The organism is Micromonospora sp. NPDC004551 (assembly GCF_040609975.1).
Lineage (GTDB): Bacteria > Actinomycetota > Actinomycetes > Mycobacteriales > Micromonosporaceae > Micromonospora.
In genome coordinates, this window is sequence record NZ_JBEXLM010000042.1 from 1 (window position 1) to 20310 (window position 20310).

The following is a 20310-nucleotide window of genomic DNA, read 5'->3' on the forward strand; positions in this document are numbered from 1 at the left end:
AACAACCCCGCCTGCGTGAACACCGTCTGATCCAGCAACCCGGCCAGCTCACCGCCCGGCTCCGCGAACACCACCTCCCGCAACGAGCGATCCAGCCGGCCATCGAAGAACGCGCACACCCGGTCGAACGCATCCGCGAACACCGGGAACCGGTCATACAAGTCCCGGCCCATCCCCGGCCGCTGCGCACCCTGACCGGTGAACAGCAACGCACGCCGGGCCGCCACCGCCTCCCCGACGACCAGGCCGGGCACGGACCCGCCCTCGGCCAGGGCGGACAGACCGGCGAGCAGACCGTCCCGACCCGCGGCGACCACCACCGCGCGATGCTCCAGGGCGGCGCGCGTCGAGGCCAGCGACCAGCCGATGTCGACGGCCGAGAGGCCGTCGTGCTCGTGGACGTGCCCGGCCAGCCGCGCCGCCTGACCCGCCAGGGCCTCCGCCGAACGCGCCGACACCAGCCACGGCACCACCGGCAGATCCGCCGAGGCGCCGACCGCGGCATTCTCGGCCCCGTCACCGCTCGACGCGGCGCCCGTCAGTGCCGCCTGGCTCACCTCCCGGGCCACGCTGCCCTGGCCCGCTGGCGTGGCAGCCTCGCCGTCGACCGGTTCGGGTTCCGGCGCTTCGAGGATCACGTGGGCGTTCGTGCCGGAGATGCCGAACGACGACACCGCCGCCCGACGCGGCCGCTCCGCCACCGGCCACGGCCGCGCCTCGGTCACCAGACTCACCGCACCCGAGGACCAGTCCACCTTCGACGACGGCGCATCCACGTGCAACGACGCGGGCACCATGCCGTGCCGCATCGCCAGCACCATCTTGATCACACCGGCCACGCCGGCGGCGGACTGGGTGTGCCCGAGGTTCGACTTGACCGAGCCGAGCAGCAGTGGCCGGCCGGCCGGCCGGTCCTGCCCGTAGGTGGCGATGAGCGCCTGGGCCTCGATCGGATCACCCAGGGTCGTACCAGTGCCATGCGCCTCCACCACGTCCACGTCGGCCGGCGACAGCCGCGCCGACGACAACGCCGAGCGGATCACCCGCTGCTGCGAAGGGCCGTTCGGCGCCGTCAACCCGTTCGACGCCCCGTCCTGGTTCACCGCCGAACCGCGCACCACGGCGAGAACGCGGTGCCCGAGCCGGCGCGCGTCGGAGAGACGTTCCACCAGAAGGATGCCGATGCCCTCGGCGAACGCGGTGCCGTCGGCGGCGTCGGCGAACGCCCGGCAGCGGCCCGACATCGACAGGTTGCCCTGCCGGGTGAAGTCCACGAAGACGGCCGGGGTCGGCATCACCGTCACGCCGCCGGCCAGCGCCAGGTCGGACTCGCCGGTACGCAGCGACTGAACGGCCAGGTGCAGGGCCACCAGCGACGACGAGCAGGCGGTGTCCACGGTCACCGCCGGCCCCTCGAAGCCGAGGGCGTACGCCACCCGGCCGGAGCTGATGCTGCCGGCGATGCCGAGCCCGAGGTAGTCCTCGACGCCGTCGGGCACGTCGGTGGCGCCCGCCGCGTAGTCGTCGTACGTGAGGCCGGCGAAGACGCCCACCCGCCCGCCCCGCAGCGCGGTGGGGTCCACCCCGGCCGACTCGAACGCCTCCCAGGACACCTCCAGCAGCTGCCGCTGCTGGGGGTCCATGGCCAGGGCCTCGCGGGGCGAGATGCCGAAGAACGCCGGGTCGAAGTCGGCGACGTCGGGGACGAAGCCGCCCTCGCGGACGCAGGAGGTGCCGGGGCGCTCACGGGTGGGGTCGTACAGGGTGGCGAGGTCCCAGCCCCGGTCGGCGGGGAACGGGCCGACCGCGTCCCGGCCGGCGGCGACGAGGTCCCACAGTTGGGCCGGGGAGGTGACGCCGCCGGGGAAGCGGCACGCCATGCCGACGACCGCGATCGGCTGGTGGGCCTCGTCCTCGACGTCGCGGAGCCGTTGCCGGGTGCGCCGCAGGTCGGTGGTGACCCTCTTCAGATACTCCCGGAGCTTCTCTTCGGTGTCCATCAACCTGACCCATCGCGGTGGCCGGCGGAGACCTGACGTTGACGGCGGTGTGATCGCGCGAGTTCTTCAGGCCAGATCTGTTCCACGTCCTTGCGCACACGTCACCCGAGAGCCACGGGTCCCCTCTGCGGGGAAGCTATGGGGTCGCCCTGAGCTGCGACAACCCCTAACCCGTACGGCCGGTCGGCTAGGGGTGGTCCGCCTCCTGCGGCGCGGTTAGCGTCCGGTGGACCGCCCTGGTGCGCCGGTTCCGGGCACCACCGCTGGAAGGACCGCGTGACGATGACCGACCACGACAACGGCCTGTGGGTACGCCGGTTCCACCCGGCCCCGGCGGGCGCCCCGCGGCTGGTGTGCCTGCCGCACGCCGGCGGCTCGGCGAGCTTCTTCTTCCCGGTGTCCCGGGCGCTGTCGCCCGCGGTCGAGGTGCTGAGCATCCAGTACCCGGGCCGGCAGGACCGCCGTCACGAGCCCTGCGTGCCCACCATCGGGGAGCTGGCCCGGCAGGTCTTCGCAGTGCTGCGGCCCTGGCTGGACCAGCCGCTGGCGATCTTCGGGCACAGCATGGGCGCCACCCTCGGCTTCGAGGTGGCGCGGCTGATCGAGGCGGAGACGGGCACCGCGGCGGCGCACCTGTTCCCGTCGGGCCGGCGGGCGCCGTCGTGCCACCGGCACGAGACGGTGCACCTGCTCGACGACGAGGGCCTGCTGGCCGACGTGAAGAAGCTGAGCGGCACCAACTCGGCGGTGCTCGGCGACCCGGACATGCTGCGTGCCGCGCTGCCGGCGATCCGCAGCGACTACCGGGCCGCGGAGACCTATGAGTACGTGCCGGGACCGAAGCTGAGCTGTCCGGTGACGGTGTTCACCGGCGACGCCGACCCGAAGACCACGGTGGACGAGGCGAAGACCTGGGCGGAGCACACCACCGGGCCGTTCGACCTGCACGTCTACCCGGGCGGCCATTTCTTCCTGGCCCAGCACCAGCCGGCCATCCTGCGTACCCTCTCGGCGGCGCTGACCCGGACGGCGGTCGGCTGAGCCGGCGGACCGGAACGCGCGCCGGCCCCCGCAGCCCCGGACGGGCGGCGGGGGCCGGCCCGTGTCACGGCTTGTGGGCGACCGCGATGACGTAGTCGAGCAGGGCCAGCTCCTTCTTGATGAGCGCCTCGTCGCGCCAGTGGTTGGCCATCCCCTTGACCGCGCTGCGCTCCGCCTCGGCCTGGAAGGCGGGGTCGCTGGGGCGGGCGGCCTGGAACCGCCGCCAGCCCTCCCAGGTCCGGTCCTGGATGGACCGCACCTCCGGGTTCACGAATCCGGCCGCGGCGAGCTGCTCGCCGTAGACGGTGCGGTCGTGCCAGTTCTCGTCGGGGATGCTGAACTTCACGAAGCTCAGCGGGCCGGAGTTGATCGACATCCGGGCCGTGTCGTTGCTCAGCGGGATGATGTCGGCGGTGGCCAGGGTGCCCCCGGGGCGCAGCACGCGGAACGCCTCGGCGAAGAACGCGCTGCGCGGGTAGAAGTGGAACGCCGACTCCAGCGCGACGACCCGGTCCACGCTGGCGTCCGGGAAGGGCAGCTCGGTGGCGGTGCCGAGCTGGAAGTCGGCCCGGTCGGCCAAGCCCTCCCGCCGGGCGCGCTCGCGGGCGTGTTCGACGTGCCGGGGCGTGACGTTGATGCCGTGCACCTTGGCCACCCGGCGGTCGCGCAGCCAGGCGAAGTCCTGGTCGCCGTAGCCGAAGCCGACGTCGAGCACGGTGTCGTCGGGCTTGAACCCGGCGGCGTCGGCGAGCTTCGTCGCGAGGGCCTCGCCGGCCACGTCGATGCTCGTGACGCCGTCCTCCCAGTAGCCGACGTTCATGTAGCGGGTGGTGCGGGCGGCGAACTCGACGTCCGGCGACTGGATCTCGTAGAAGCGGCGGACCCGGGTCACCGGGTCCTTGGTGGCCAGGGTGCGGATGACCCGGCCGAAGGTGCGGAGGTTCTCCAGCATGTCAGCTCCTTGGGGCTGCGGGGGTGATCAGGGGTGCAGGGCCGGCGCGGAGACCTGCCGGCGCAGGTCGGCCACCAGGGCGGCCGGAGCGTCGGGGCCGGCCGCCACGCCGAAGAGGTAGAAGTCGGGCCGGACGAGCGCGGCGTCCGCGCCGGCCAGCCAGGGCAGGTAGACGCCGTCGAGGTCGGCCACGTCGGTTCCGGCGGCGCCGTCGTGGTCAGCCGGTCGCACGGTGACCCGGTGGGCGCCGAGGTCGTCGAGGAACGCGGCGGCGTCGCCGTCGAGCGTGGCCGGCTCGCGGGTGAGCAGCACGAAGCCGGTGCCGACCACGTCGTCGAAGCGTCCGCTGCGCCCGGCGGCGGCCACCCGCCCCTGCGGTGCCGGGTCACCGGCGCGCGGCGCGGGCGCGCCGTCGGGCCCGCGGTGCAGCACGCCGTCGACGATCGCCTCGCGCAGCGAGCGGACGTTGCGCTGCTGGGTACGCCGGCGCAGCGCGGCCAGCATCACCGAGTCCCGGCCCGCGGCCTTCTTCGGGTCGGTCTCGCAGATCACCGCCCCGGAGTCCATCGACATCCGGATGGCGTGCTGTACGTGCGCCCGCCGCTCCACCTGGTAGGTGTCGAGCAGCGCCTCCCCGGCGTGGCCGCGGTGCACGAGGTCCAGCTTCCAGGCCAGGTTGAGCACGTCACGGAAGCCGGAACTCATGCCCTGGCCGAGGAAGGGCGGCATGACGTGGGCTGCGTCGCCGGCCAGGAACACCCGCCCGGCCCGCCAGGTGTCGGCGGAGCAGGCCTGGGTGGTGTAGACGCCGTAACGGTCCAGCCGGGCGGTGTCCGGGGTGATGTCGAACAGGCCGAGCAGCCGCCACGCGCTGGCCTCGGTACGGAACTCCTCCAGGGTCTCCCCGGGCACCCGCATGAACTCCCAGCGACGGTGGTCGGGGCCGGCGGAGACCGCGGTGCGCGGCCGGGCCGGGTCGCAGATCTGGAGGTTGTTCGGCTTGAACTCGTGCGGGGTGTGCAGCACCACGTCGCAGACCAGCCAGTCGTAGCTGAAGCCCAGGTCGGTGACGGTGGCGCCCAGCCAGCCGCGGACGAAGCTGTTCGCGCCGTCGCAGCCGAGCACCCAGGAGGCGGTGAACGTGTGCGGCCGGCCGTCGCCGTCGACCGCGGTCACCTCGACCCGGTCGCCCTGCTCGGCCAGCGCGGTCACCTCCAGGCCGCGCCGCACCTCCACGCCGGGCAGGTCGGCGGCCCGCTCGGCCAGCCGGGCCTCCAGGCCGGGCTGGTAGAAGGAGGTCGAGTCGGGCCAGGCGGCCGGGCCGTCCTCGGCGCCCTTGACGTGCAGCAGGGTCCGGCCGAAGCCGTTCTTCCACGTGTACTCGCCGGACAGCTCGGTCACCTCGTCGAGGCGGTCACCGAGGCCGCAGGCGGCGAGGATCCGGCTGGCCTCGCCGTCGTAGGAGACCGCGCGGGGCATGCTGTACGGGGTGGTCCACTTCTCCAGCACCCGTACGGTGAGGCCCCGCTGGGCCAGCAGGATCGCGGCCACCTGGCCCACCGGGCCGTAGCCCACGATCAGTACGTCGGTCATCGCCGTCCCTCGTCCGTCCGCCTCGGCCCCTACAGCCCGAGTTCCGTGTCGATCAGGCTGAAGATCTCGTCGTCGCTGGCCTGCTGGAGGTCCAGGTCGTGGTCGGTGGCGGAGGCGCCGCGCATGGTCCGCCACTTGGCGACCAGCACCTCCAGCCGGCCCGCCACCTGGGTGTGCAACTCCGGCTCGACGGTCGTCTCGGCGAGCGCGCGTTCCAGGCGCTCCAGCTCGGCGAGGACCGCCGGCGCGGCCTGCGCCCCGTCGGGGACGAGCCGCGAACGCAGGTACGCGGCGAGCGCGCCCGGATCCGGGTAGTCGAAGACGGCGGTCGCCGGTAGCCGTTCGCCGGTCGCCTCGGTGAGCCGGTTGCGCAGCTCGACGGCGGTCAGCGAGTCGAAGCCCAGCTCGTGGAACGCCTGGGTCTCCCGGACGGCGTCCGCGCTGCCGTGGCCGAGCACGGCGGCGGCCTCGGCGCGGACCAGGTCCAGCAGCAGCGCGGACTGCTCGGCGCCGGTCAGCGCGCGCAGCCGGCCGGCCAGGTCGGTCCCGCCGCCGGCCGCGCCGGCCCGGGCCCGGGGTCGGCTGCCCCGGACCAGCCCTCGCATCAGCGGCGGGATGCCGGCCCGCCCGGCGAGCGCGGCCAGGTCGACCCGGGTGGGCACGAGGTGCTCCTCGGGGGCGGCCAGGCCGGCGTCGAGCAGCGCCATGCCGAGGTCGGACGGGATGGCGAGCTGGCCGTCCCGCGCGGTGATCCGGGGATCGGCGCGGTCGAGCCCGGCCGTCATGGCGCTGGCCTGCGCCCAGAGGCCCCAGGCGTACGACTGCGCGGGCAGGCCCGCGCCACGGCGGCGCTGGGCGAGGGCGTCCAGCCAGGCGTTGGCGGCCGCGTAGTTGCCCTGGCCGGGCACGCCGAACACGCCGGCGCCGGAGGAGAACAGCACGAACCCGGCGAGGTCGAGGTGGCGGGTCAGCTCGTCGAGGTGGCGGGCGGCGTCCACCTTGGGCCGGAAGACCGTGTCGATGCGGTCCGGGGTGAGGGCGGTGACCACCCCGTCGTCGAGCACCCCGGCCAGGTGCACCACGGCGGTGAGCGGGTGCGCGGCGGGCACCCCGGCGAGCAGCCGGGCGGCAGCGTCGCGGTCGGCGACGTCGGCGGCGGTCACGGTCACCGTGGCGCCCAGCGCGGTGAGGTCGGCGACGAGGTCGGCGGCGCCGGGCGCGTCGGGACCGCCCCGGCTGGCCAGCAGCAGGTGCCGGACGCCGTGGTCGGTGACCAGCCGGCGCGCGACGAGGCCGCCGAGCAGCCCGGTGCCGCCGGTGAGCAGCACGGTGCCGTCCGGGTCCCAGCGGGCCGGCATGGTGAGCACCACCTTGCCGACGTGCCGGGCCTGGCTGACGTAGCGGAACGCCTCGGGGGCCTGGCGGACGTCCCAGGCGCGCACCGGCAGCGGGCGCAGGGCGCCGTCGGCGAACAGCGCCATGAGCGCGGTGAGCATCCGCTGGATCTCGTCGGGGTGCGCCTGGGTGAGGTCGTACGCCTGGTAGGCGACGCCGGGATGGTCGGCGGCGACGCGCTCCGGGTCCCGCAGGTCGGTCTTGCCCATCTCCAGGAACCGCCCGCCGCGGGGCAGCAGCCGCAGCGACGCGTCGACGAACTCGCGGGCCAGCGAGTCGAGCACCACGTCCACGCCCAGCCCGCCGGTGGCGGCGCGGAAGCGCGGCTCGAAGTCGAGGGTGCGGGACGAGGCCAGGTGGTCCTCGGGGATGCCCAGGGCGCGCAGCGCGGGCCACTTGCCGGGGCTGGCGGTGGCGTAGACCTCGGCGCCGAGGTGGCGGGCGAGCTGCACGGCGGCCATGCCGACGCCACCGGCCGCGGCGTGCACCAGCACGGACTCCCCGGCGCGCAGCCCGGCCAGGTCGACCAGCCCCCGGTACGCGGTCAGGAACACCACCGGCACGGAGGCGGCCTGGGCGAAGGTCCACCCGTCGGGCATCGGCGCGAGCAGCCGCCGGTCGGTGACCGCGACCGGCCCGAAGCCGCCCACGAAGACGCCGAGAACCCGGTCGCCGGGGCGCAGGTCGGTGACCTCGGCGCCGACCTCGGTGACCACGCCGGACGCCTCGCCGCCGGGCGGCCCGGGATCGCCCGGGTAGAGGCCGAGCGCGTTGAGCACGTCCCGGAAGTTCAGGCCGGCGGCGCGGACCCGGACCCGGACGTCGAGGGGGCCGAGCGGGACGTCCGCCGCGTCGGCGGGCACCAGCGCGAGGTGGTCGAGGCTGCCCCGGGTCGGCACGTCGAGCCGCCAGGCGGGGGCGTCGGCGGGCGGGGTGAGGGTGCCCGCGTCGGCGCGACGGGCCAGCCGCGGCGCGTACGGGTTGCCGTCGCGCAGCGCCACCTGCGGTTCGCCGCTGCCGAGCACGGCCGCCAGCACGGCCTGGTCGGGCGGGTTGTCGGCGTCGAGCAGCACGAACCGGTCGGGGTGCTCGGACTGGGCCGAGCGGACGAGTCCCCAGGCGGTGGCGGCGTCCGGGTCGTCGACCTCGGCGGGGCTGTGCACGCCGACCGCGCCCCGGGTGAGCAGGATCAGCCGGGTGTCCGCCCACCGCGGGTCGGCCAGCCACTCCTGAACCAGCGCGAGCGCCTGCGCGGCGACGGCGCGCGCCCGGTCCGGCGCGGCGGTCCCGGTGTCCCCGAGCGGGGCGACGACGGCGTCGGGCGGCGGCGTTCCGGCGTCCAGGGCGGCGGCCAGCGCGGCCGGGTCGGAGTGCCACGGCAGGTCGCCGACCGGCCGGCCGAGGGCGATGCCCCGGGCCGGGGCGGCTGCCTCCGGCGCCGGCACCGGCTGCCAGGCCAGGTGGAACAGCGCGTCGGCCACGGCGGCGTCCCGGGCACCGAGTTCGGCGCGGGAGATCGGGCGCATCGCGAGGGAGGCCACCTCGACCACCGGGGCGCCGGCCGGGTCGGTGGCGGTCAGCGCGAAGGCGTGCGGGGCGACCCGGCGGAGCCGGACCCGCAGCGCGGTGGCGCCGGCCGCGTGCAGGGTCACGCCGTTCCAGGCGAACGGCAGCAGGAGCCGGTCGCCGCCCGCGTCGGCGAGACCGCCGAAGTGCGCGGCGTGCAGCGCGGCGTCGAGCAGCGCGGGGTGCAGGCCGTACCGGTCGGCGTCGGCGCGGGGGCCGGCGGGCAGTTCGACCTCGGCGTACACCTCGTCGTCGCCGGCCCGGACGGCCCGCAGGCCCTGGAACGCCGGGCCGTAGGTGTACCCCTCGGTGGCGAGGCGGTCGTAGAAGCCGGTGAGGTCGACGGGACGGGCGTCGCGCGGTGGCCCGGCGTCCGGCGCGGTGGGCGGTGCCGGCGGGGCGGCGGAGACGGTCGCGGTGCCGTGCCGGGTCCACGGCGCGGTGGCCGGGCCGTCGGCGGGACGGGAGTGCAGGGTGACCGGGCGGCGGCCGTCCGCGCCGGCCGGGCCGACGGCGACCTGCACCTGGGTGGCCCGGTCGGCCGGAAGGGTCAGCGGGGCCTCGATGACCAGCTCGTCGAGGATCGGGCAGCCGACCTCGTCGCCGGCGCGCAGGCACAGCTCGACCAGGCCGGTGCCGGGCACCAGCACGCTGCCGGAGACCCGGTGGTCGGCCAGCCAGGTCTGGTCGCCGACGGCGAGCCGCCCGGTGAACAGGTGTCCCTGCCCGTCCGCGAGGGGCACCGAGGCACCGAGCAGCGGGTGCCCGGCGGCGGCCAGGCCGGCCGCGCCGACGTCGGCGGCGCCGGTGACCGGCCGCGGCCAGTAGCGGCGGTGGTCGAAGGCGTACGTGGGCAGGTCGACCCGGCGCCCGCCGGCCAGGGCAGGCCGCCAGTCGACCGGTACGCCGCGCACGTGCAGCTGGGCCGCGGAGAGCAGGAACCGGGCGCGGTCGCCCTGGTCCCGCTGCACCGACCCGACCACCACGGCCTCGCCGTCGTGCTCCTGGAGGGTCTGCTCGATGCCGACGGTGAGCACGGGGTGCGGGCTGCACTCCACGTACGTGTCGTGGCCCTCGGCGGCCAGCGCCCGGACCGCGTCGGCCAGCTCGACCGGCTGGCGCAGGTTGCGGTACCAGTAGTCCGGGCCCATCTCGGCGCCGTCGAGCCAGCGCAGGTCGGTGGTCGAGAACAGCGGCACGGCGGCCGGCCCGGGGGTGACGCCGGCGAAGGCCTCGGTCAACTCCTCGCGGATCCGCTCCACCTGGGCGGAGTGGGAGGCGTAGCCGATCGGGATGGGGCGGAACCGGATCTGGTCGGCGACGAGTTCGGCGCCGAGTTCGTCGACCGCGTCCGGGTCGCCGGAGACGACCACGGCGGCGGGCCCGTTGACCGCCCCGACGGCGAGGCGGTCGCCGTACCGGGCGACGCGCTCACGGACCTGGTCGGCCGGGAGCGCCACCGCGGCCATCGCCCCCTGGCCGGCGATGGCCAGCAGGGCACGGCTGCGCAGCGCCACCATCCGGGCGGCGTCGGGCAGCGAGAGCACCCCGGCGACACAGGCGGCGGCGATCTCACCCTGCGAGTGGCCGACCACGGCGGCGGGCTGGACGCCGTGCGAGCGCCACAGCTCGGCCAGCGACACCATCACCGCGAACAGCGCCGGCTGCACCACGTCGACCCGGTCCAGCCCGGGCGCGCCCGGGGCCTGGCGCAGCACGTCCCGCAGCGACCAGTCCAGGTAGGGGCGCAGCGCGGCGTCGCAGGCGGCCATCCGCTCGGCGAAGACGGGCGCCTGGTCGAGCAGGTCCAGCGCCATGCCGTCCCACTGGGAGCCCTGGCCGGGGAAGACGAACACCACCTTGCCGGTGGCGGTGGCCTCCCCGCGGACGAGGTCGGTGGCGGGGCCGCCGTCGGCGAGCGCGTCGAGGGCCCCGGCGATCCGCGCCGGGTCGGCGCCGACCAGGACCGCCCGGGTGTCGAAGGTGGCCCGGGTCGTGGCCAGCGACCAGGCCACGTCGAGGGGGCGCTGGGCGGGCGCCTCGGCGAGGTGGGCACGGAGCCGGCGGGCCTGCCCCGCGAGGGCCTCCGGGGTACGCGCGGAGAGCAGCCACGGCAGCGCGACCGGATCGGCCGGCGGCTCGTCGGCCGGTTCCGGCCGGGCCGGCGGCACCGCCTCGACGATCACGTGGGCGTTGGTGCCGCTGATGCCGAACGAGGAGACGCCGGCCCGGGCCGGCCGGTCGGCGCGGGGCCACGGGCGGGCCTCGGTGAGCAGGTCCACGGCGCCGGCCGCCCAGTCGACCCGGCTGGTGGGCCGCTCGGCGTGCAGGGTGCGGGGCAGCCGCCCGTGCCGCATGGCGAGGACGACCTTGAGCAGCCCGGCCACGCCGGCCGCGGCCTGGGTGTGGCCCAGGTTGGACTTCACCGAGCCGAGCAGCAGCGGCGGGACGTCGTCGGGGCGCTGGCCGTAGGTGGCGATGATCGCCTCGGCCTCGATGGGGTCGCCGAGCGGGGTGCCGGTGCCGTGCGCCTCGACGGCGTCCACGTCGGCGGGGTCGAGCCCGGCGGCGGCCAGGGCGGCCCGGATGACCCGCTCCTGCGACGGGCCGTTGGGGGCGGTCAGCCCGTTGGACGCCCCGTCGGAGTTGACCGCCGAGCCGCGGATCAGGGCGAGCACGGGGTGGCCGCGCCGCCGGGCGTCGGAGAGACGCTCCACGACCAGCACGGCGACGCCCTCGGACATGCCGAACCCGTCGGCCTCCTCGGCGAACGCCTTGCACCGGCCGTCGGCGGCGAGCCCCCGCTGGCGGCTGAACCCGGTGAGCCCGGCCGGGCTGGACAGCACGGACACCCCGCCGGCCAGGGCGAGGTCGCAGTCGCCCTGGCGGAGCGCCTGACCGGCCAGGTGCAGCGCCACGAGGGAGGCCGAGCAGGCGGTGTCCACGGTGACCGCCGGTCCCTCCAGCCCGAGGGCGTACGCGACCCGTCCGGAGAGGACGCTGCCGGCGGTGCCGGTGAGCAGGTGCCCCTCGTCGGCGGTGGTCTCCCCGTCGTCGGAGGAGGCGCCCGGGGCGATCCGGTCGGCGTAGTCCTGGCCGTGGGTGCCGGCGAAGACGCCGGTGCGGCTGCCGCGCAGGGTGCCCGGGTCGATGCCGGCCCGTTCGAGGGCCTCCCAGGAGGTCTCCAGCAGCAGCCGGTGCTGCGGGTCCATGGCCAGTGCCTCGCGGGGGCTGATGCCGAAGAAGGCGGCGTCGAAGTCGGCGAGGCCGGTGAGGAACCCGCCGGCCCGCGCGTACGTGCGGCCGGGGGTGCCGGGGGCCGGGTCGTACAGGTCGGTCAGCGGCCAGCCCCGGTCGGTGGGCAGGTCACCGATCACCTCACCGCCGGCATCGAGGAGCCGCCACAGCTCCTCCGGAGAGCCGATGCCACCGGGGAACCGGCAGGCCATCGCGACGACGGCGACCGGCTCGTCCAGGGCGGCGGTGCCGGCGTCGGCGACCTCGGTGGCGGTGGTGCCGAGCAGCCGGGCGTGCAGGTGCGCGGCGAGCAGTTCCGGGGTGGGGTGGTTGAACACCGCGTGCGGGGCGAGCCGGAGGCCGGTGGCGGCGGAGAGCCGGTTGCTCAGCTCCACGGCCATCAGCGAGTCGAAGCCGAGTTCCTTGAACGGCCGGCGGGGTTCGACCCGCTCGGGGCCGGGGTGGCCGAGGACGGTGGCGCACCGGGTGCGGACCAGGTCGAGCAGCAGGGCGGCCCGCTCGGGTTCGCCCAGGCCGGCGAGGCGGTCGGCGACACCACCGCCGGTGGCGACACCCGCCGCGGCGTTGACGGCCCGGCGCGGCGGCGGCGGGAGCAGCGCCCGCAGCAGGGCGGGGACCTCCCCGGCGGCCCGTACGGCGGCCAGGTCCAGCCCGATCGGCACGAGGGCCGCCGGTTCGGCGCGCAGGGCGGCGTCGAGCAGGGCCAGCCCGGCGACGGTGTCCAGGGGCCGGGTGCCGGCGCGGGCGAGGCGGGCCAGGTCCGCCGGGGCGAGCCGGCCGGCCATCCCGTCCGCCTCGGCCCAGAGTCCCCAGGCCAGCGCGGTGGCCGGCAGGCCCTGGGCGCGGCGGTGCGCGGCGAGCGCGTCGAGGAACGCGTTTCCGGCGGCGTAGTTGCCCTGGCCGGGGCTGCCGAACGTGGCCGAGGCGGAGGAGAAGAGCAGGAACGCGGCCAGGTCGAGGCCGGCGGTCAGCTCGTGCAGGTGCCAGGCGCCGTGCACCTTGGCGCGCAGGGCACGCGCCCAGCGGTCCGGGTCGAGGTCGGTGAGCAGCGCGTCGTCGGTGACTCCGGCGGCGTGCACCACGGCGACCAGCCGGTCCGCGAGGGGGGCCACGACGGCGGCCAGGGCGGCCCGGTCGGCGACGTCGGCGGCGACCACCCGCACGTCGACGCCGGTCCCGGCGAGCGCCCGGGTCCACGGGGCGGGCCGGCCGGTCCGGCTGACCAGGACCAGCTCGCGGACCCCGTACGCCTCGGCGAGGTGGGTGGCGACGTGCCGGCCGATGCCGCCGGTGCCGCCGGTGACCAGCACGGCCCCGCCGGCGAGCGGGGGCGCCGGTGCGCCGGCCTCGGGGTGGGCGGCCGGGCGCAGCCGGGGCAGCAGGGCGCGGCCGTCCCGGACGGCGACCTCCGGCTCGTCCTCGGCGGCGGCGAGCGCGGCGCGGACGGTGGCGTCGTCGGTGGCGTCGAGGTGCAGCAGCAGGAAGCGGTCGGGGTGCTCGGCGCGGGCCACCCGCAGCAGCCCGACGGCCGGCGCGTGCACCGGGTCGCCGTCGCGGACGGCGACGGCGAGGCGGGTGGTCTCGGCCCGGGGGTCGGCGAGCCAGCGGTGCAGCACGCCGAGCAGGTCGAGGCCGACGGCGTCGGCGCGGTCCGGGACCGGCGCGGCCGGGTCCCCGTCGCCGAGCCGGAGCACGAGCACCGGGGGCAGCGGCCCGGTCGGGGGCACCGCGTCGGCGAGGGTCCAGGCGGGCACCGGGCCGGTTCCGGCCGGCGCCGGTAGCCGGTCCACGGTGTACAGGCCGGCCGGGCCGGTCTCGGCGGCGGGCGCCGGGGCGTCGGCGGCCGGCAGCGCCACGGCGGCCAGCACGATCCGGTCGACGTCGAGCACCGGCTGGCCGGCGTCGTCGACCGCGCTCAGGGTCACGGCGTCCGCCCCGGCGGGGGCGATGGTGACCCGCAGCGCGTACGCGCCGGTGGCGTGCCGGCGGACGCCGGTCCACCCGGTCGGTACGAGCCGCCCGCCCGCTCCGGCCGGCGGGGCGAAGTCGGCCAGCGGCAGCAGGCGCAGCGCGGCGTCCAGCACCTCGGGGTGCACCCCGTACCGCTCGGCGTCGGGGTCGGTGCTGTCGTCGGGCAGGCGTACGTCGAGGTGCAGCCGGTCCCCCGCGCTCCAGGCGGCGCGGAGCAGGGGATGCTGCTCCGCGGCGGCCGGGTCCACCGGCCGGGCGCCGGCGGGCGGCCAGGCCACGGCGGAGACGCCCGGTGCGGCCAGGGGGTCGGCCGGGGCGAGCACCGCCTCGGCGACGGGCCGCCAGGGCTGTGCGTCGGCGTCCCGGACGTGGCAACGGGCGACCCGGCGTCCGTCGCCGTCGGGGCCGGCGACGTCGACCTGGAGTTCGGCGGCCAGCCCGGCGGGCAGCGGCACCGGCCCGGGCATCCGCAGCTCGGCCACGGTCGGTGCGTCGAGGCGTTCGCCGAGGTGGGCGAGGACGTCCAGCAGGGCGGTGGCGGGCAGCAGAGGTGTGGTGCCGTCCGGCGCGGCCGGTCCGGTCGCGGTGAACCGGCCGGTGGCGACGACCTGGCCGGTTCCGGCGACCGGCAGCACCGCGCCGAGCAGCGGGTGCCCGGCGTCGCCGGCCGGGGCGCCGGGCGTGACCGGCAGCCAGTAGTGCCGGTGCTGGAAGGCATACGTGGGCACCGCGACCGGGGCGTGCGGGCCGGGACCGGCGAGGGCGGCCCGGTCCACGGGGACGCCGCGCACGTGCAGCCGGGCGGCCGCGGTGAGCAGCGCCTCGGGCTCGGGCGTGCCGGTGCGCAGGGTGGGCACGAAGGCGAGGTCGTCGCCGGCGTCGGCGAGGCAGTCCTGGGCCATGGCGGTGAGCACGCCGCCCGGCCCGACCTCCAGGAACGTGGTGGCGCCGTGGCCGTGCAGGGCGCGTACCCCGTCGAGGAACCGCACGGTGTCGCGGACGTGGGCCACCCAGTGCTCGGGCGAGCCGAGCCGGGCCGGGTCCACCGGCCCGCCGGTCAGCGTGGAGACCACCGGCAGCTGCGGGGCGCGGTACGTGAGTCCGGCGGCGACCTCCCGGAACGCGTCGAGCATCGGGGCCATCCGCGGCGAGTGGAAGGCGTGCGACACCCGCAGCCGGCTGGTGCGGCGGCCGGCGGCGCGCAGGGTCGCCGCGACGGCCTGCACGGCGTCGGCGTCCCCGGAGAGGACCACGCTGGTCGGGCCGTTGACCGCGGCCAGCCCGACCCGGTCGGTCAGGTGCGGGGTCACCTCGGCCGCGTCGGCCTCGACGGCGACCATCGCGCCCCCGGCGGGGAGCGCCTGCATGAGCCGGGCCCGGGCGGCGACCAGGGCGGCCGCGTCGGCGAGCGGGAACACGCCGGCCACGTGGGCGGCGGCGAGCTCGCCGATCGAGTGGCCGAGCAGCAGGTCCGGGCGGACACCCCAGGATTCGAGCAGCCGGTACAGCGCCACCTCGACGGCGAACAGCGCCGGTTGCGTGTAGCGGGTCTCGTCGAGCAGGGCGGCCCGCTCGTCGCCCTCGGGAGCCAGGACGACCTCGGCGACCGGGTGCGGGACGTGGCCGGCGAGGTGGCGGTCCAGTTCGGCGCAGGCGGCGTCGAACGCCTCGGCGTAGACCGGGTGGGCGTCGCGCAGCGCCCGGCCCATGCCGGGGCGCTGGCCGCCCTGCCCGCCGAAGAGGACGGCGAGCTGCCCGTCCTCGACCCGGCCGGTGAGCACCCCGGCGGGGTCGTCGTCGCCCCGGCTGAGCGCGGTCAGCCCGGCCCGGGCGCCGGCCGGGTCACCGACCAGCAGCACGGCCCGGTGGTCGAGGGCGGCGCGGGTGGTGGCCAGCGCGTGCGCCACGTCGGCCGGGTCGGCCGCCGCACCGTCGAGCCAGGTGAGCAGCCGGGCGGCCTGGTCGCGCAGGCCCTCCCGGCTCGCGGCGGAGAGCAGCCAGGGTACGGCGGCGCCCGCCCTCCGGGCCGTCGCCGTGGCGGGGACCGGCGCGGCGGGCGGCTCCTCGACGATGACGTGGGCATTGGTGCCGCTGATGCCGAACGAGGAGATCCCGGCGCGGCGGGGCCGGTCCACGGCGGGCCACGGCCGGGCCTCGGTGAGCAGCTCCACCGCCCCGGCGGACCAGTCCACCTCCGAGGTCGGCGCGTCCACGTGCAGGCTGCGCGGCAGGGTCCCGTGCCGCAGGGCGAGGACCATCTTCAGCACCCCGGCCGCGCCGGCGGCCGCCTGGGTGTGCCCGAGGTTCGACTTCAGGGAGCCGAGCAGCAGCGGCGCTCCGTCCCCCCGGTCCTGCCCGTACGTGGCCAGCAGCGCCTGCGCCTCGATGGGGTCGCCGAGCCGGGTGCCGGTGCCGTGCGCCTCGACGGCGTCCACGTCGGCGGGACCCAGCCGCGCGGCGGCCAGCGCCCGCCGGATGACCCGTTCCTGGGCCGGGCCGTTCGGCGCCGTGAGGCCGTTGGACGCCCCGTCCTGGTTGACCGCCGAGCCGCGCAGCACGGCCAGCACCGGGTGCCCGTGGCGGTGGGCGTCGCTCAGCCGTTCCAGCAGCAGGACGGCGACGCCCTCGGACCAGCCGGTGCCGTCGGCCGCGTCGGCGAACGCCTTGCACCGGCCGTCCGGGGCCAGCCCGCGCTGCCGGCTGAACTCGACGAACGCCTGCGGGGTGCCCATCACCGCGACGCCGCCGGCCACGGCGAGAGAGCAGTCCCCGGCGCGCAGCGCCTGCGCGGCCAGGTGCAGCGCCACGAGCGACGACGAGCACGCCGTGTCGACGGTGACCGCGGGCCCTTCGAGACCCAGCGCGTACGCGACGCGCCCGGAGACCACGCTGCCGGCGGTGCCGACGCCGAGGTAGCCCTCGGTGCCGGGGGGCGCCTGGCGCAGGTTCGCCGCGTAGTCGTGGTGCATCACCCCGGTGAAGACGCCGGTGGCGCTGCCACGCAGAGCGGTCGGATCGATGCCGGCCCGCTCGAACAGCTCCCAGGAGGTCTCCAGCAGCAGCCGCTGCTGCGGGTCCATGGCGAGCGCCTCGCGGGGGCTGATCGCGAACAGGTCGGCGTCGAAGTCCCCGGCGCCGGCCAGGAAGCCACCGACCCGTACGTAGGAGGTGCCGGCCTGGTCGGGGTCGTCGGAGAAGAGGTGGGCCAGGTCCCAGCCGCGGTCGGTGGGAAAGCCGGTCAGCCCCTCACGTCCCTGGTCGAGAAGTTCCCACAGTTCCTCGGGGCTGCCGACGCCACCGGGGAGCCGGCAGGCCATGGCGACGATCGCCACCGGGTCCGCGTCGGACGCCGGGCGGGGCGCGTCGGGGGCGCCCGCCGGGTCGGTCCCGCGCAGCCGGGCGGCGAGGTGCCGGGCCAGGGCCGCGGGGGTGGGATGGTCGAAGGCGGCCGTGGCGGAGAGCCGGGCGCCGGTGGCCCGGGCCAGCCGGTCGCGCAGGGCGACCACGGCGACCGAGGTGAAGCCGAGTTCGGTGAAGGCCCGGGCGGGGCGGACCGCCGCCGGGCCGGGCAGGCCGGCGGTCTCCGCGGTGGCCGCGCGGACCAGGTCGAGCAGGATGCGGTCGCCCTCGGCGGTGGGCAGCACGGCGAGCCGGCGGCGGAGCGCCTCGGCGGCCTGCTCGTCGTCCGGCCGGGCCGGCGCCCGCCAGGCCGGGTGGGCGGCCAGCCGCTCGGCGGCGCCTGCGACGAGCACGAGGTCGTCGCCGTCGTGGGCGACGTCGAACGCGGCCGCTCCGGCCCGCTCCGGCCCGGCCAGGCCGATGAGCCGGGCCGGCAGGCCGGCCGCGTGCCGGCGGGCGACCAGGGTGTGCAGCGCGGCGACCGCGCCGGCGGCCCGCTCCCGGCCGGCGGCGCCGGCCAGCAGGTCGGCCGGGACCAGCACGGTGTACGCGGTGGCCCCCGGGTGCCGCGTGCGCCGGTCGAGCGCCTCGGCGAGGGCGAGCAGCCGGCCGCAGCGGTCCGGGTCGTCCAGGTCGGTGTCGGACGCCCGCAGCACCGCCGCCCCGACCGGCTCGTCGCCCTCCCCCGCCCGGCCCGGGCCGACGGGGTGCACGGTGACCTCGGCGCCGGCCGCGGTGAGTTCGCCGACCAGGTCGGTGAGGCGGGCGTCGCCGGACGGTCCCGGGTGGAGCAGCCGCAGCGTGCGGGCGCCGTGGCCGGTGAGCAGGTGCCGGGCGAGGAACGCGGTGTCGCCGCCGGCCAGCACCACCGGCGCGGCCGGGTCGACGACCGCCGCCGGGCGCTCCCGGTCCGGTGCCGGCGCGGGACCGGGCACGGCGTGCCGGGCCTCTCCGGCGCGGAGCGCGATCTGGGCGGCGCCGGAGCCCACCACGGCCGGCAGCAGCGGCACCGAGCGCGGGTCGGCGTCCCGGTCGACAAGCAGGATCCGGTCCGGGTACGCGGCCTGGAGGCAGCGCCCGACCGCCCAGGTGGCGGCGGCGGCCGGGACCAGGTCGGGATCGTCGGGGTGCTCGCCCGTCGAGGCGTCCACCGCCCCGGTGGTCAGCAGCACCAGCCGGCCGTCCCCGAACCGGTCGTCGTCGAGCCACCCGCGCAGCCGGTCGGCCAGATCCGCCGCGTCGGCCGGCCCGACCGGAAGCACCACCACGTCCGGGGTGGCCCCCCGCAGCGCGACCAGGTCCGGGCGGGCGACCACCTCGACCGCGTCCGCGGCCGACCGCAGCGAGGCGGCAAGCTCCTCGGCGTCCGGGCCGATCACCGCCCAGCGCCGCCCGGACGCGCTTCCGCCGGCCGGGTCCAGCGGCCGCCAGGTGATCCGGGTCAGCTCGTCGTGGTGCCGGCCGTTGACCGCACGCAGCCGGGCGGGCCGGTCCAGCAGCAGCCGCCGGGTGACCTTGCCCGAGGCGGTCCGCGGCACGGCGTCGATCTCGTACAGCTCCTGCGGCACCTTGTGGTACGCGAGCCGCTGGCGGCAGGCCGCGTACGCGGCGGCCGGCGCGAACCCCTCCGGACCGGGCACCACGAAGGCCACCGGCACCTCGCCGAGCACGTCGTGCGGCCGGCCGGTGACCGCGACGTCGGCGACGCCGGGCAGCCCGCGCAGCACCTCCTCCACCTCGGCGGGATGCACCTTCTCCCCACCCCGGATGATCAGCTCGCGGTGCCGCCCGGTGACGAACAGGTTCCCGCCGGCGTCCCGGCGGGCCAGGTCACCGGTGCGGTACCAGCCGTCGCGGAGCGCGGCGGCGGTGACCTCGGGCAGCCCGTGGTAGCCGAGCATGACGCCCGGTCCGCGGACCCAGACCTCGCCCTCCTCGCCGGTCGGCACGTCCCGCCCGGTGTCCGGGCTGACCAGGCGGACCTCGACACCGTCGACCGGACGGCCGCAGGAGCCCTCGACCCGGGGCTCGCCGGGGCGGGTGACGGCGATCGAGCCGCAGGTCTCCGTGCTGCCGTACGCATCGAGCAGCGGCGCGTCGAAGACCTCCTCGAAAGCCCGCCGCAGCGGGCCCGTGGTGATCGCCCCGCCGACCAGGCACACCCGCAGGTCCGGCGCGCGGAAGCCGGTCTCCCGGGCCGCGGCGGCCAGGTGGTGGTACATGGCCGGCACTCCGGCCAGCACGGTGGCCCGGTCCTCGGCGACCGCGCGCAGCACGTCGTCGGCGGAGAACCCGTCGACCAGCCGGGCGGTCGCCCCGACCGCGGTCACGCTCAGCACGCAGCCGATGTGGGAGAGGCTGTGGAACAGCGGCAACGGCCAGACCACCCGGTCGCCCTCGGTGAGCCCGGGGATCGGCACGTAGCAGGCGGCCACCGACCACAGACAGGTGCGCTGGGTGGACAGCACGCCCTTGGGGCGGCCGGTGGTGCCGGAGGTGTAGAGCATCCAGGCGACCTCGTCGAGGCCGAGGTCGTCGCGGGCGTCGGCGGCCGGCTCGGCGCCGACCAGCGCGGGCCACCCCGTCACGCCGGCCGGGTGGGTGCCGTCGCCGGTCACCCAGACCCGTAGCCCGGGCCGGTCCCGGCGCAGCCGCAGGAGCTGGTCGAGGTGCTGCGGGTCGGTGACCACCAGCACCGCGCCGGAGTCGTCCAGCAGGTGGGCCAGCTCCGCCTCGGTGCTGCGCGGGTTCAGCGGTACGCCGACCGCCGCCGCCCGGGTGACGGCCAGCCAGATCTCCACGGTCTCCACCCGGTTGCCCAGGCAGAAGGCGACCCGCTGGCCCCGCTCGACGCCGGCCGCGACCAGGTGCCCGGCCAGCCGGCGGGTGCGCGCCTCCAGTTCGGCGTAGGAGACCGAGCGGCTGTCGTCGCGGAACGCGATCTGGTCCCCGAGCCGGGTGGCGTGCGCCCGGAGCAGGTCGGGCAACGGCTGGACCAGGTCGCTCCGAAGCATGTCACCACATCCGTCCCTCGCCGTAACGGCCCAAGTCTGGCCAGGGACCTGCCGGTGACCTACCCCTGTCGCCCCCTATGTCGTCCCCACATCTGGGTCGTCGGCGGGTGGCCCGGCGGCC

5 protein-coding genes are annotated in these 20310 nt (G+C 77.2%); 1 reads left to right on the top strand and 4 read right to left on the bottom strand.

Annotation, left to right across the window (positions count from 1 at the left end):
* Positions 1–2000, bottom strand: a 2000-nt coding sequence (locus tag ABZW14_RS31180; protein WP_355353732.1) for a type I polyketide synthase, incomplete at its 3' end; no start/stop codon positions are given.
* A gap of 282 nt (positions 2001–2282) precedes the next feature.
* On the opposite strand from ABZW14_RS31180, the gene ABZW14_RS31185 reads away from it, so the two are divergent.
* Entirely contained in the window at positions 2283–3041 is a 759-nt protein-coding gene (locus tag ABZW14_RS31185) for an alpha/beta fold hydrolase (protein ID WP_355353735.1), read from the top strand.
* Positions 3042–3105: 64 nt separating this feature from the next.
* Here the strand turns inward: ABZW14_RS31185 and ABZW14_RS31190 are convergent, their stop codons facing one another.
* From ABZW14_RS31190 to ABZW14_RS31200, 3 genes are read right to left on the bottom strand one after another with little or no spacing between them, the layout of a single operon-like run.
* A complete protein-coding gene (locus ABZW14_RS31190; RefSeq protein WP_355353738.1) occupies positions 3106–3993 on the bottom strand; it encodes a methyltransferase domain-containing protein in 888 nt (295 codons plus the stop codon).
* A gap of 27 nt (positions 3994–4020) precedes the next feature.
* Positions 4021–5586 carry a bifunctional 3-(3-hydroxy-phenyl)propionate/3-hydroxycinnamic acid hydroxylase gene (locus tag ABZW14_RS31195; RefSeq protein WP_355353741.1) on the bottom strand — a complete coding sequence of 522 codons (1566 nt, stop codon included), beginning with the start codon at positions 5584–5586 and terminating at the stop codon, positions 4021–4023.
* 29 nt (positions 5587–5615) lie between these two features.
* Complete coding sequence (locus ABZW14_RS31200; protein ID WP_355353744.1) at positions 5616–20189, bottom strand: SDR family NAD(P)-dependent oxidoreductase; 14574 nt, start codon at positions 20187–20189, stop codon at positions 5616–5618.
* Positions 20190–20310: the final 121 nt, after the last annotated feature.

Bases quoted from the DNA above. Each gene is read 5' to 3' on its own strand.
- ABZW14_RS31185 (WP_355353735.1), top strand. From the start codon at position 2,283: ATGACCGACCACGACAACGGCCTGTGGGTACGCCGGTTCCACCCGGCC.
- ABZW14_RS31190 (WP_355353738.1), bottom strand. From the start codon at position 3,993: ATGCTGGAGAACCTCCGCACCTTCGGCCGGGTCATCCGCACCCTGGCC.
- ABZW14_RS31195 (WP_355353741.1), bottom strand. From the start codon at position 5,586: ATGACCGACGTACTGATCGTGGGCTACGGCCCGGTGGGCCAGGTGGCC.
- ABZW14_RS31200 (WP_355353744.1), bottom strand. From the start codon at position 20,189: ATGCTTCGGAGCGACCTGGTCCAGCCGTTGCCCGACCTGCTCCGGGCG.